Source organism: Alishewanella sp. d11 (assembly GCF_049390205.1).
Taxonomy (GTDB): Bacteria; Pseudomonadota; Gammaproteobacteria; order Enterobacterales; family Alteromonadaceae; genus Alishewanella.
Genome location: NZ_CP186547.1, coordinates 1 through 14,015, shown reverse-complemented (window position 1 = coordinate 14,015; position 14,015 = coordinate 1). Strand labels below are relative to the sequence as shown.

At 48.4% G+C, this 14,015-nt stretch carries 11 protein-coding genes; 1 reads left to right on the top strand and 10 read right to left on the bottom strand.

Going from position 1 to position 14,015, the window contains the following annotated elements; genetic code table 11:
- Positions 1-4 precede the first annotated feature (4 nt).
- The gene (locus ACO1PK_RS00055; RefSeq protein ID WP_423186656.1) at positions 5-484 is read right to left on the bottom strand and encodes a glutathione peroxidase; all 480 of its coding nucleotides are present in this window, start codon (positions 482-484) and stop codon (positions 5-7) included.
- Between the two features lie 83 nt (positions 485-567).
- Between ACO1PK_RS00055 and ACO1PK_RS00050 the strand changes: the two genes are divergently transcribed.
- Positions 568-1,446, top strand: coding sequence for an NAD(P)-dependent oxidoreductase (locus tag ACO1PK_RS00050; RefSeq protein WP_423186655.1), 879 nt, complete (start codon positions 568-570; stop codon positions 1,444-1,446).
- Positions 1,447-1,713: 267 nt separating this feature from the next.
- On the opposite strand, the gene ACO1PK_RS00045 is transcribed toward ACO1PK_RS00050, so the two are convergent.
- From ACO1PK_RS00045 to ACO1PK_RS00005, 9 genes are all read right to left on the bottom strand, one after another.
- Complete coding sequence (locus tag ACO1PK_RS00045) at positions 1,714-3,219, bottom strand: leucyl aminopeptidase (RefSeq protein WP_423186654.1); 1,506 nt, start codon at positions 3,217-3,219, stop codon at positions 1,714-1,716.
- Between the two features lie 195 nt (positions 3,220-3,414).
- The gene (locus ACO1PK_RS00040; RefSeq protein WP_423186653.1) at positions 3,415-4,074 is read right to left on the bottom strand and encodes a CoA transferase subunit B; all 660 of its coding nucleotides are present in this window, start codon (positions 4,072-4,074) and stop codon (positions 3,415-3,417) included.
- A 10-nt stretch (positions 4,075-4,084) separates the two neighbouring features.
- A complete protein-coding gene (locus tag ACO1PK_RS00035; RefSeq protein ID WP_423186652.1) occupies positions 4,085-4,786 on the bottom strand; it encodes a CoA transferase subunit A in 702 nt (233 codons plus the stop codon).
- 1,055 nt (positions 4,787-5,841) lie between these two features.
- Complete coding sequence (locus ACO1PK_RS00030; RefSeq protein ID WP_423186651.1) at positions 5,842-6,753, bottom strand: hydroxymethylglutaryl-CoA lyase; 912 nt, start codon at positions 6,751-6,753, stop codon at positions 5,842-5,844.
- Positions 6,750-8,735 carry an acetyl/propionyl/methylcrotonyl-CoA carboxylase subunit alpha gene (locus ACO1PK_RS00025; RefSeq protein WP_423186650.1) on the bottom strand — a complete coding sequence of 662 codons (1,986 nt, stop codon included), beginning with the start codon at positions 8,733-8,735 and terminating at the stop codon, positions 6,750-6,752. Before ACO1PK_RS00025 ends, ACO1PK_RS00030 begins: the two co-directional genes overlap by 4 nt.
- A 147-nt stretch (positions 8,736-8,882) precedes the next feature.
- Positions 8,883-9,668 (bottom strand): enoyl-CoA hydratase/isomerase family protein, encoded by a 786-nt coding sequence (locus ACO1PK_RS00020; protein WP_423186649.1) that lies wholly within the window; start codon positions 9,666-9,668, stop codon positions 8,883-8,885.
- Between the two features lie 1,115 nt (positions 9,669-10,783).
- Positions 10,784-12,391 (bottom strand): carboxyl transferase domain-containing protein, encoded by a 1,608-nt coding sequence (locus ACO1PK_RS00015; protein WP_423186648.1) that lies wholly within the window; start codon positions 12,389-12,391, stop codon positions 10,784-10,786.
- Position 12,392: 1 nt separating this feature from the next.
- Complete coding sequence (locus tag ACO1PK_RS00010) at positions 12,393-13,562, bottom strand: isovaleryl-CoA dehydrogenase (protein WP_189432083.1); 1,170 nt, start codon at positions 13,560-13,562, stop codon at positions 12,393-12,395.
- A 45-nt stretch (positions 13,563-13,607) separates the two neighbouring features.
- Positions 13,608-14,015, bottom strand: coding sequence for a MerR family transcriptional regulator (locus ACO1PK_RS00005; RefSeq protein WP_423186647.1), 408 nt, complete (start codon positions 14,013-14,015; stop codon positions 13,608-13,610).

Here is a 14,015-nt window from a genome sequence, read left to right as displayed (position 1 = left end):
AAATTTACAGTAATTCTTCGATAGCTTGCGCTATGCTGGCCGGTTTTGTCCGCGGTGCATAACGTTTTACGACAATACCTTCTTTGTTAACCAAAAACTTAGTAAAGTTCCATTTTACGGCACGGCTTTTCATTAAGCCACGAGCATGATCTTTCAAATACTCAAACACTGGCGCGGCATCAGGACCATTCACATTCAGTTTGCCCATCAACGGAAAGGTCACACCATAATTTACTTCGCAAAACTGCGCAATTTCGCTATTTGAACCAGGCTCTTGCGCGCCAAATTGATTACAAGGGAAAGCTAAAATAACCAAGCCACGTTGTTGATACTGCTGATGCAAGGCTTCTAACTCTTTATACTGTGGCGTAAAACCACATTTACTGGCCGTGTTAACAATCAGTACTACTTTACCTCGAAACTGACTGAGCTCAATGGGCTTTCCTTGATTATCTGCTACGGTAAAATCGTAAAGTGTAGTCATGCTCATTCCTTTTAATTGCTTTTCATTCAGCGGATAACTTTGTAAGCTAGTGGCACAGTATGTCACATTTTTAAGTCATTTTTATGTCAAATCACGTTATGAAGGTTGCGTTCTTAGGGCTTGGCGTTATGGGGTTTCCCATGGCCGGCTATTTACAACAAAAAGGTTACCACGTTACGGTTTACAATCGCACCTTAGGCAAAGCCGAGCTTTGGGTAACGCAATATGGCGGCAAGGCTGCCTTAACCCCAGCTAGTGCTGCTGCAGATGCCGATATTGTGTTTATGTGTGTGGGGAATGATGATGATGTGCGCTCAGTCGTCTATGGCGAGGAGGGTGTATTAACTTCGCTGCGTGCTGGGTCGATTTTAGTTGACCACACTACGGCCTCTGCTGATCTCGCGCGCGAATTAGCCCAAGCCGCTGCAGCCAAAGGTATCGGCTTTTTAGATGCCCCGGTCTCTGGTGGTCAAGCGGGTGCTGAAAAAGGCATTTTAACCGTTATGGTGGGAGGTGAGTCAGCTGTTTTTGCCAAAGCAGAAGCCGCGATGCAAAGTTATGCCCGTTGTGTAAAATTATTAGGTCCTGCTGGCTCAGGCCAGTTGGCGAAAATGGTCAATCAAATTTGTATTGCTGGGGTAGTGCAAGGTTTAGCTGAGGCATTAAATTTTGCTAAAAACGCCGGTTTAGATGGCGCTGCCGTAGTGGAGGTAATTTCGCAAGGTGCGGCCTCCTCATGGCAAATGCAAAACCGCTCGCTAACGATGCTGGATGATAAGTTTGATTTTGGTTTTGCTGTCGATTGGATGCGTAAAGACTTAGCAATAGCGTTAAACGAAGCACGTAAAAATGGCAGTGCCTTGCCGTTAACCGCCTTGGTCGATCAATTTTATGCCGAAGTGCAGCAAATGGGTGGGAACCGTTGGGATACGTCGAGTTTAATTAAGCGTTTAACGCGTTAAGCGGGGTACTAACAAGTTGCAGATTTCAGTGCGTTGCAAAGCCTTTCACTGGGTAGTAATTTAAAGCGGTGGCTTCTAAGGGATCGCTTAAACCGAAACACTAGGCTGCTTGCAGCAGATACTGCACATAAAAACGCCGTGAACCTCGATGGATGGGTTCACGGCGTCCCTCGGCAAAGTTGTACGGCGCGTTTAGCAGCCGGATGCACCAATCTCTAATCTGCGTAGCGCGAAGTAACTACAGCGTAAAAATAGGTGCAACGTCCTTTACTCAGCAGTTAATGTCCATTCAGTAAGTAACCTTACCCCAAAACCGGTAGCGCCCTCGGTGTGTAGGCCCTTGTTACTACTACTTAACGCATTGCCTGCAATATCTAAATGCGCGAAGGGGGTATCTTTAACAAATTGTGTTAAGAACAGAGCGGCTGTTGAAGCCCCTGTAGTACTGCCGGTATTGCGTAAATCAGCAATACGGCTCTTCAATTCAGGGAGCATTTCATCTGTTAGCGGTAAACGCCAGACTTTTTCTTGCACTTTATCTGCGGCTTGATTTATTTGACCAAGCAGGTTGTCGTCATTACTAAATAAGCCAGCATAGTAACTGCCCACCGCGCCGACTTTTGAACCTGTTAACGTGGCGATATCGACAATGGCACGAGGTTTGAAGTTGGTCTCGGCATACCATAGTGCATCCGCTAACAATAAACGGCCTTCAGCATCTGTGCTGATAATCTCAATGGTTTTACCATTGCCAGCCCGGATCACATCGCCAGGTAAGTAAGCACGGTCAGAAATCATGTTTTCTGCTAAAGGCATAAAGCCCACTACGTTTACCGGCGCTTTTTGTTTTGCTAAAGCGTGCATGGTACCTAGTACCGCAGCTGCGCCTGCCATATCACTGGTCATCCGTAAAATAGAATCACCTTGGGTTTTTAAATTATAACCACCCGTATCGAAAGTAACCCCTTTACCGACGATAGCCAAAGGTTGTTGTTTGTTGCCTTCCCAATGCACAATGACCATTCTTGGCGGGCGAGCACTGCCGCGACCAACGGCCAGAATAGCGCCTAAACCAGCTTTTTCTAATGCTTTTTCATCCATTACCGTGACTTTCGCACCGAGCTTACGCAACTCTAAAGCTTGTTTAGCGAAGGTTTCAGGATAAATGCCATTGCCTGGTTCGTTAGTCAAATCTCGTGCGAGTTTAACACCTTCACTTAATGCATTTAGCTGCACTAAACGTTGTTCAGTAGCTGACTGTTCAGCACTTAATAAATGTACCGTACGAACAGTTTCGGCTTTTTTATCGGTGTGATAACGGCTAAAAGTATAAGAGGCTAAGTCGATACCATGGCTGACTTGTGCTAAAAATTCGGCTTGGCTAAATGGTAAGTTTAGTAACGTTGCATCAACTTGAATAGTACTTGCCGCCGAGCCTTTTAGGGTTCTGGCAGTGGTGGCCCCGAGCAAACTGGCTTGATAAGGCGTTAATTTAGCTGTGTCGCCAGTACCTAATAAAACCACGCGTTGGTATTGACTATAAGGCGAGGCGGGCGCAAGCCAGGTTAAGGTTTTGCCATGCCCAGCGGTAAAATTTTCTTGTTTGCTGATGGCTTCCAGTTGTGGATTTGCATTTAAGTTTTCAGGGCTAACTAGCAGTACTAGAGTGTCAGCATTAGCTGCAACAGTGCTGTTGGTTTTAACGGTAAACTGCTCAGCGCTCGCTGCTGTGCTAGCAAGTAATAGCGCAGCAATGGTGGTTAAACGAAACATGGACAAAACTCCTATTAGAATAATTTTGCCTTTATCTTGTCGAAACTAGTGTTGATTTACAACATAAAGGCAGGCTATCTATCGCGTATTCTTGCGTAAATAACACAAATAAAAAGAAAAAGCGCTTTTTAAGCGCTTTTCAGTATGCTGGATAACCACCTGGCAACCAGCTAGGGTTTTAATCCAATTGCCTGCTTAGCTAAACTGCATTTCTGGAATATCGCCGCTGACAATCAGTTTACCGGCGGTTTTTTGCTGAATTTCTTCAACAGAAATGCCAGGGGCACGTTCTAACAAATGAAAAGCCCCATCACGCACTTCTAACACCGCTAAATCGGTGACGATTTTCTTCACGCAGCCCACACCGGTTAAGGGCAGAGTGCAGCTTTCTAGCAGTTTGCTGCTACCGTATTTATCGGCGTGAGTCATGGTGACAATGATATTTTGCGCACCAGCAACCAGATCCATAGCACCGCCCATGCCTTTTACCAGTTTACCTGGAATCATCCAACTGGCGATATTGCCGTTTTGGTCTACTTCAAAAGCACCCAATACCGTTAAATCAACATGACCACCGCGGATCATGGCAAAGCTTTCCGCCGAGCTAAAAATTGCGGCGCCTTTGATGGCGGTGACGGTTTCTTTGCCCGCGTTAATCATATCGGCGTCTATTTCAGCTTCGGTAGGATAGGGGCCCATACCGAGTAAGCCATTTTCCGATTGCAGCATCACTTCAATGCCTGCCGGTACATAGTTTGCCACTAAAGTGGGAATACCAATGCCCAGATTAACGTAGTAACCATCTTGTAGTTCCTGCGCAACGCGCATGGCAACTTGTTCACGTGATAAAGCCATTGTTGCCTCCTTAACCTTGTCGAACCATTCGGCGTTCAATGCGTTTTTCAAAGTTGCCTTTAATCACGCGCTGCACATAAATACCCGGTGTATGAATTTGCGATGGCTCAAGCTCGCCCGGCTCCACAATTTCTTCTACTTCAGCTACAGTAATTTTCCCGGCAGTTGCGGCCATTGGGTTGAAGTTCATTGAGGTATGACGGAACACTAAGTTACCATAACGGTCTGCTTTCCAAGCGCGTACTATGGCAAAGTCACCGGTGATAGACTCTTCTAGCACGTAGTGACGGCCATTAATTTCGCGAGTTTCTTTGCCTTCAGCAACCGGCGTGCCGTAGCCAGTTGCAGTGAAAAAGGCAGGTATGCCAGCACCGCCAGCACGCATTTTCTCAGCTAGAGTGCCTTGTGGCGTCAGTTCGACTTCCAGCTCGCCGTTGAGCAGTTGCTTTTCAAACAGGGCATTTTCACCCACATAAGAGGCGATCATTTTTTTGATTTGCCGATCTTCAAGTAAAATCCCTAAGCCAAAGCCATCGACGCCGCAGTTGTTTGAAACCACGGTCAGATCTTTGGTGCCCATTTTTTTAATTTGGGCAATTAAGCCCTCGGGGATGCCGCATAAGCCAAAGCCTCCGGCGATAACGGTCATGCCGTCTGTCAGCCCGGCCATGGCTTCTTCGTAGCTGTGTACGACTTTATTAAACCCTGCCATTTGTTGTCCTCTGTCGTTTTTGTCGCTAGTTTACGAGAAATATTTTGTTTCTACTGCTTCGACTAAATTGCTTCTGTTGTGTCTTCAAGCAAAGCAGCTTCAAGTCTTGTGCATCCGGTGGCTAAACGCGCCGTACAACTTTGTCGGGGCACGCTGTGGATACGTCCCTGTACGCTCTTGTTTGGCATCCATGCCAAACAGGTCCCCGAGCAAAGTGTACTATGCGTTTACCACCTCGTTCGATTCTTGTGCATACACAAGTGCACTTCTAGCCTGCTGCAAGGCTCTTGTTTGAGCATACTGCGAGCTACTAAATGACACCTGTTCAGCCAGGCAGCGAGTCGATATTGCTAAACAAAGCGTGTCCGGCATGGATGCCGGACAGGAGCCCCCATGGAAGGGTTCACGGCGTCTTTGTGTGCAATATCGGCTGCAAGCAGCCTGGCGTTTCGATTTAGGCAATCACTTAGAAGCCTCTGTTTTAAATTACTACCCAGTTAAGGGCGCTGCGCCTATCTTTACGCTGCGGTTATTTAGAGTTACGCAGATTCGAGATTTGCGCATCCGGTGGCTAAACGCGCCGTACAACTTTGTCGGGGCACGCTGTGGATACCTCCCTGTACGCTCTTGTTTGGCATCCATGCCAAACAGGTCCCCGAGCAAAGTGTACTATGCGTTTACCACCTCGTTATGTTCTTGTTTAGCCCGATGGCTCACTTAGCTTGTTTAAGCCCTTGGCTGCGGTAGAATTTTCGTAACAGCAGCATGGATGCTGCGTAGGCTGAGTGGGCACAGGGACGTGATCCTCGAAGCCGGTAGAGAAAATTACTACCCAGTTAAGGGCGCTGCGCCTATCTTTACGCTGCGGTTAGTTAAAGTTACGCAGGTTCGAGATTGGTGCATCCGGTGGCTAAACGCGCCGTACAACTTTGTCGGGGCACGCTGTGGATACCTCCCTGTACGCTCTTGTTTGGCATCCATGCCAAACAGGTCCCCGAGCAAAGTGTACTATGCGTTTACCACCTCGTTCGATCTTCATGTAAACAATTAATCTACTAAGCAGTTTGACTGCACTTCGCCTGAATCGCCAATCCTACTTTAGAACTAGAGGGCTTCCCAAGCTGCTGACAAATAAACGCGCCTGCTTTTGCCAGCGCAGTTAAATCTAAGCCGTGCGAAATGCCAAGCCCCTCTAACAAATACACAACATCTTCAGTGGCAACATTCCCTGACGCACCGACGGCATAAGGACAGCCACCCAAACCCGCGACAGCGCTATCAACGACACTAACACCGCGGCTTAGCGCCACGTAAATATTTGTTAACGCCTGACCATAAGTATCATGAAAATGCACCGCGACCTGCGTTAATGGCACAACCGCTAACACAGCATCTAGCATAGCGTTAACACTTTTAGCAGTACCCACACCAATAGTATCGCCAAGTGAAATCTCATAGCAGCCCATCTCTAACAGAGCCTTGGCTACCTTAGCAACATCAGCAGGGGCAACCTCGCCTTGATAGGGGCAACCGACTACGCAAGAGACATAGCCGCGCACTTTTATGCCATCTGCTTTGGCGGCAGCCAGCACGGGCGCAAAGCGTTCTAAGCTCTCTGCTACGGAGCAATTAATATTTTTTTGGCTAAAGGCTTCCGAGGCAGCACCAAAAATGGCAACTTCAGTAGCACCAGCGGCTTTGGCCGCTTCGTAGCCTTTTAAATTTGGGGTAAGGGCGGCATACGTTACCGTATCGCCACGGCGAATGCCGGCAAAAACCTCGGCAGAATCGGCCATTTGCGGCACCCACTTGGGGGATACAAAGGCACCGGCTTCTATATACTGATGGCCAGCAGCCGTGAGCATATCGATAAGCGCGATTTTGGCAGCGCTGCTTACCGCTTGCTCGTTTTGCAGGCCGTCACGCGGGCCGACTTCAACTATTCGCACACGCTTAGGAAAACTCATGCGTCCTCCTCACAAAAATCGACTAGCTCAGCTCCATCTTTAACTAAATCGCCAGCAGCATAAAATACTGCTTTAACCACGCCATCTTTTGGCGCTTTAATGGCGTATTCCATTTTCATCGCTTCCATAATCACCAAGGTATCGCCGACTTTGACGCTTTGGTTTTCACTGCAAAGTACGGCGACGATAGTGCCATTCATTGGCGCGGTTAAGCTGCCAGCGTGATCAGCGCCATCAACGGCGGTAGTCACTTCGGTTTGATAAACAATGTCATAACGCTGATGCTTGATAAAAATGCTAATGGTGTCTTGATACTGGCTTACCCGCACTTTCATGCGATGCCCAGCAATCACCGCGCTTAGCTCGTCGCCAGCAAGGTTAACGTGGCAATCGAAAAGCTGCTGCGCAAGAGTAATGGTCATCTGCTGTTGCTGTTGTGCAATGGTAAGCGCATGCTTAGTTTCGCCCATTTGCAAATCGAGCTTGAGTATTGCGGTTTCGTTTAGCCGCCAACCATGATTAAACTGCCAGGGACTGTTGCTCGATTGCGCCAGCTGTTGTGTTTGTTGCTTTGCAACGATAAAAAGTGCCGCCAAAATCAGCGCTTGATTCTCTTGGCTATGCGCAGGGGCAAACAAGCTTTGCTGATGCTTGTTAATAAAGTTGGTATCAAGCTCTGCTGCTTTAAACGCTGGGTGCTCAACTAAGCTGGTTAAGAAACCAAGGTTAGTGGTGACTCCGGCAATGCGGTAATCATCTAAAGCGCGTAACATGCGGCTAATGGCCCGATCACGGCTTTCATCCCAGACAATCAGTTTGGCAATCATCGGATCGTAGTAGGGGCTCACCTCATCATGCTCAACCACACCCGTATCTACCCGCACGTTGCGGCTGGCTTCAGGCTGGCGTAAATAGGTCAGTTTGCCGGTAGCAGGTAAAAAGTCATTATCCGGATCTTCTGCATACACCCGCACTTCAATGGCATGGCCAGCTAATTGAACTTGCGCTTGTGTTAGCGGCAGTGGCTCGCCTGCCGCGACCAGTAATTGCCACTGTACTAAATCCTGACCCGTGATCATTTCGGTCACCGGATGCTCAACCTGCAAGCGCGTGTTCATTTCCATAAAGTAGAATGAACCGTCTTCATCAAATAAAAACTCAACCGTACCGGCACCACGGTAATCAATGGCTTTAGCGGCTTTTACGGCAGCTTCACCCATGGCTTGGCGCTGCGCTGGGCTAAAACTTGGGGCAGGGGCTTCTTCAATCACTTTTTGATGGCGGCGTTGAATGGAGCAATCCCGCTCGGCTAAGTATACGGCATTGCCGTGGTTGTCAGCGAAAACCTGAATTTCAATATGGCGTGGTTTAGTGAGATAACGCTCAAGTAACATTTTATCGTTACCAAAGCCAGCTTTGGCTTCACGGCGGGCACTGGCGAGCGCAGCATCAAACTCATCGGCTTGCCATACCACGCGCATACCTTTACCACCACCGCCATAAGCTGCTTTTAACAGCTGTGGATAGCCAATTTTTGCCGATTCGGCTTTTAACACAGCATCAGTTTGATCGTCACCATGGTAACCCGGTACTAAAGGTACTCCAGCGTCTTGCATAATTTTTTTCGCAGCGCTTTTCGAGCCCATGGCCGCGATAGCCGTTACTGGTGGGCCAATAAATACCACGCCAGCGTCTTCACAGGCTTTGGCAAACTCTTCATTCTCGGATAAAAAGCCATAGCCTGGGTGAATGGCCTCAGCGCCGCTTTGTTTGGCAATGGCGATAATTTTATCGGCACGCAGATAAGAATCTTTGCTGGCAGCGGGGCCAAGTAAAAAGGCTTCATCGGCCATCCGTACATGACGGGCATTGGCATCGGCTTCTGAATAAACGGCTACACAACGGATCCCGAGTTTATGTGCGGTTTCTATCACCCGACAAGCGATCTCGCCGCGGTTAGCAATAAGTATTTTACGGAACATACTTTCTTATCCTGCTGATTTAACCGGTTTCGTTGCACTTGGCATACGAGTTTGCCGGTAGAGTTATAATAAGTTTGCGTATCTGCTTTAGTAAAACCTACACACTTTTGTTAGCTGTAGCTTAGCGGCATTTGTTATGTATAAAGTTTATAACCAGTTTGGTTTTCGTTTTTCTAAGAAGGCGCTAAGCCCTTCCTGACCTTCTGCCGATACGCGAATCTCTGCAATGGCTTGCGTAGTGTGCGCAATAACCTCGTTGTTAATGTTTTTATTGTAAATCTGCTGCAATAAGTGTTTAGCGGCACTGACCGCGGCTGGGCTATTTTGCAGTAGTGCTTGTACCAGCGGCTCTGCTTGGTTTTCCAAGGTATCGTTGCTAACCACTTGATGCACTAGGCCTAAGGTTGCAGCGGTGATGGCGTTAAAGCGTTCGGCGGTTAAAAAATAACGACGCGATTGCCGTTCGCCTAAAGCGCGCATAACATAGGGGCTGATCACGGCTGGGATTAAGCCTATTTTGACTTCGCTTAAACAAAAGCTGGCATTTTCCTCAGCAAGGGCGATATCACAGCACGCGACTAAACCCACAGCACCACCAAAGGCGGCGCCTTGTACTAGTACTAGCGTGGGTTTGGGGAAGGTATCCAGTTTGTGCATCAGGCTAGCGAGACCGGCAGCGTCGTCGAGGTTTTGCTGATAGTCTTTTTTCGCCATTGAGCGCATCCAGTTAAGATCGGCACCAGCGGAGAAGTTTTTGCCGTTGGACTTTAGTACTAACACTTTGACTTGGTTGTTGGCAGCAAGGCTGTCAAGCTGAGCGATAAGCTCGGCGATCATTAGATCGTCAAAGGCGTTGTGCACCTCGGGGCGGTTTAACACTAAACTGGCGACACCGCGGGGGTCTATGGTTACTTCGGTATACTGTAGAGTCATGGTTGATGTCGCTCCGTTGTGTTCCTGTTTAGCCCGATGGCTCACTTAACTTGTTTAAGCCCTTGGCTGCGGTAGAATTTTCGCAACAGCAGCATGGATGCTGCGGAGGCTGAAAGGGCACATGGATGTGATCCTTGAAGCCGGTGGAGAAAATTACTACCCAGATAAGGGCGATGCACCTTTCTTTACGCTGCTATTACTTAAAGTTACGCAGGTTCGAGATTAGTGCATCCGGCGGCTAAACGCGCCGTACAACTTTGTCGGGGCACGCTGTGGATACGTCCATGTACGCTCTTGTTTGGCATCCATGCCAAACAGGTCCCCGAGCAAAGTGTACTGTGCGTTTACCACCTCGTTATGTTCTTGTTTAGCCTGATGGCTCACTTAACTTGTTTAAGCCCTTGGCTGCGGTAGAATTTTCGCAACAGCAGCATGGATGCTGCGGAGGCTGAAAGGGCACATGGATGTGATCCTTGAAGCCGGTGGAGAAAATTACTACCCAGTTAAGGGCGTTGCACTAAACTTGAATCTGCTGTTATTTAGGCTTATGCAGGTTCAAGATTGGTGCATCCGGCGGCTAAACGCGCCGTACAACTTTGTCGGGGCACGCTGTGGATACGTCCATGTACGCTGCTGTTTTTCATCCATGAAAAACACCTCCCCGAGCAAAGTGTACTATGCGTTTACCACCTCGTTCGATTGTCGTGCATCCCAGAGTGCACCACAAAACTACAGCAATTATCTGATATTGAACTTGCCGCGAGTTAGTAAATAACACTTATGCAGCCAGGCAGCGAGCCGATATTGCTAAACAAAGCGTGTCCGGCATGGATGCCGGACAGGAGCCCCCATGGAAGGGTTCACGGCGTCTTTGTGTGCAATATCGGCTTCAAGCAGCCTGGCGTTTCGGTTTAATCTCACTCATAGAAGCGCAAGCAGCCTGGCGTTTCGGTTTAATCTCACTTATAGAAGCGCAAGCAGTCTGGCGTTTCGCTTTAAGCGATCTCTAAGAAATCACCGTTTTAAATTTCTACCCAGTTAAGAGCGTTGCACCGTTCTAAACTCTGCTGAAACTAAAGCTAAGCCAGTTCCTATCCGGAGCATCAAACGGACAATTACATCCTAAACACACCAAAACGACTCTCTTCAATCGGCGCATTTAATGCAGCTGCAAGCGCCAAACCCACTGTCATGCGGGTTTGTGCTGGATCGATAATGCCATCATCCCACAGCCGCGCACTGGCGTAATACGGATGCCCTTGCTGCTCATACTGCTCAATAATCGGCTGCTTTAACGCCTTTTCAGCCTCAGCCGACAAGGTTTCACCCTTACGCGCTAAACCATCTTTCGTAACCTGCGCCATCACCCCAGCGGCTTGCTCGCCGCCCATCACGGAAATGCGCGCATTCGGCCACATCCACATCATGGTGGGATCATAAGCACGGCCGCACATGCCGTAGTTACCTGCACCATAACTGCCGCCAATTAATACCGTAAACTTCGGTACCTTAGCGCAGCTCACCGCCATCACCATCTTGGCACCGTGCTTGGCAATACCCTCGGCTTCATACTTTTTGCCGACCATAAAGCCGGTGATATTTTGTAAGAACAACAACGGGATTTTGCGCTGGGCACAGAGTTCAATAAAATGTGCACCTTTTTGGGCTGATTCAGAGAACAAAATCCCATTATTGGCAACAATACCCACTGGATAACCGAAAATGCGCGCAAAACCACAGACTAAGGTAGCGCCGTAGTATTGTTTAAACTCGTCAAAATCTGAGCCATCGACAATACGGGCGATCACTTCTTTTACATCGAAAGGTTTACGTAAGTCGGTGCCGACAATGCCGTACAACTCTTTGGCGTCGTATAAAGGCTCTTCTGTAGGCTTAACATCCAGCTGAGCTGGCGCAGGGCGGTTTAAGCGTGAAACGGCATTACGCGCCAGTTGTAAGGCGTGTTCATCGTTTAATGCGTAGTGATCGGCTACGCCAGAGATTTTGCAATGCACGTCAGCGCCGCCCAGCTCTTCGGCAGACACTTCTTCACCAGTCGCGGCTTTTACCAACGGTGGGCCAGCTAAGAAAATGGTGCCTTGATCTTTGACGATAATACTCTCGTCGGCCATGGCTGGCACATAAGCACCGCCCGCAGTACACAAGCCCATAACGGCGGCAATTTGTGGAATACCTTTGGCTGACATATTGGCCTGATTAAAGAAGATGCGGCCAAAGTGCAGCTTATCGGGGAATACATCATCTTGCCGTGGCAGGTTGGCACCGCCAGAGTCCACCAAATAAATACAGGGCAGGTGGCAGCGTTCGGCAATTTCTTGGGCGCGTAAATGCTTTTTCACGGTAAGCGGGTAGTAAGTGCCGCCTTTTACTGTGGCATCGTTGGCAACAATCATGCACTCCACGCCATTAACACGGCCAATACCAGCAACTACACCTGCTGCAGGCACGTAATCTTCATAACACTGCCAAGCGGCAAACTGGCCAATTTCTAGAAAGGGTGAGCCTGGATCGAGCAGTTTTTGCACCCGATCGCGCGCGAACAACTTGCCACGCGAAACATGGCGGGCGATCAAGCTTTCGCCGCCGCCCAGTTTAATTTGCTGTACTTTGCTGTTCAGATCATCCACCACCGTCTGCATGGCGGCGGCATTTTTTTGAAACTCCTCGCTGCGAGGATTAATTTTGCTGTGAATTTTAGTCATGTTAATTCGACTCGATAAACAGCTCGCGGCCAATCAGCATACGGCGAATTTCTGAAGTGCCTGCGCCAATTTCGTACAGCTTGGCATCGCGTAACAAGCGGCCGGTGGGGTATTCATTGATATAGCCATTGCCACCTAATAACTGGATAGCATCCAGCGCCATTTGGGTGGCCAGCTCGGCCGCGTACAAAATAACGCCAGCGGCATCTTTACGGGTGGTTTCCCCGCGATCGCACGATTTCGCCACCATATACACGTAAGAGCGCGCCGCGTTCATCCGGGTATACATATCGGCTACTTTGCCTTGTACTAATTGGAATTCGCCAATAGATTGGCCAAATTGCTTGCGATCGTGGATATAAGGTACCACCACATCCATACAGGCTTGCATAATACCCAGTGGGCCAGCTGCTAATACCACGCGCTCATAATCTAAGCCGCTCATCAGTACTTGCACACCACGGCCGACCTCGCCTAATACGTTTTCAGCCGGCACTTCACAGTCTTCAAATACCAACTCACAGGTATTTGAGCCACGCATACCTAGCTTGTCGAGTTTTTGGGCTTGCGAAAAGCCTTTAAAACCACGCTCCACAATAAACGCCGTAATACCTTTTGAGCCTGCATTAACATCGGTTTTGGCGTAAATCACATAGGTATGGGCATCAGGACCATTGGTGATCCACATTTTGTTGCCGTTTAAGATGTATTTATCGCCCTGTTTTTCGGCGCGCAGTTTCATGCTCACCACGTCTGAACCAGCATTAGGTTCGCTCATCGCCAAGGCACCAATATGCTCGCCTGAACATAATTTAGGTAAATACTTTTGTTTTTGGGCTTCAGTGCCGTTGCGGAAAATTTGGTTAACACAAAGGTTAGAGTGGGCGCCATAAGATAACGCCACTGAAGCAGAGGCACGGCTGATCTCTTCCATGGCAATCACATGCTCTAAATAACCTAAACCCGAGCCGCCGTATTTTTCATCAACGGTAATACCTAGCAGGCCAAGATCACCAAACTTACGCCATAAATCATTTGGAAAGGCGTTGTCATGGTCAATCTGCGCAGCGCGAGGGGCAATTTCTTCACGAGCAAAAGCATTCACTTGCTCGCGGATCATATCGACGGTTTCGCCTAAATCAAAATTCAGACCTTTATATGTACTAATCATGCTTACCCCGTTTTGCTTGGTTATTTAGTTTTGTCTTGGCTGGTTTTATGACGATGTATTTTTTTGCTGAGCATTACTCAGCGTTTCGCGACAACGTTTCTCAACGGTCACTAACTCCATCAAGACCACTTTGATATCGTCTAATTGCTGATGTAGCTCAGCTTTTTTGTGTTCAATCAGTTTCAGCATAGTGTTGAGCTGAGTAACGCTGCTTTTATCCGCATCGTACAACTCAAACAGTTGTCCGGTTTCTGCCAGGCTAAAACCTAAGCGTTTACCCCGTAAAATCAGTTTTAAACGAACGCGATCGCGTTTAGTGTAAATGCGGGTTTGACCATTGCGTTGTGGCGTGAGTAAACCTTGATCTTCGTAAAACCGGATACTACGGGTAGTAATATCAAACTCCCGTGATAGCTCGCTTATGCTGTAGGTTTTTTCGTCTTTTTCTTTCAT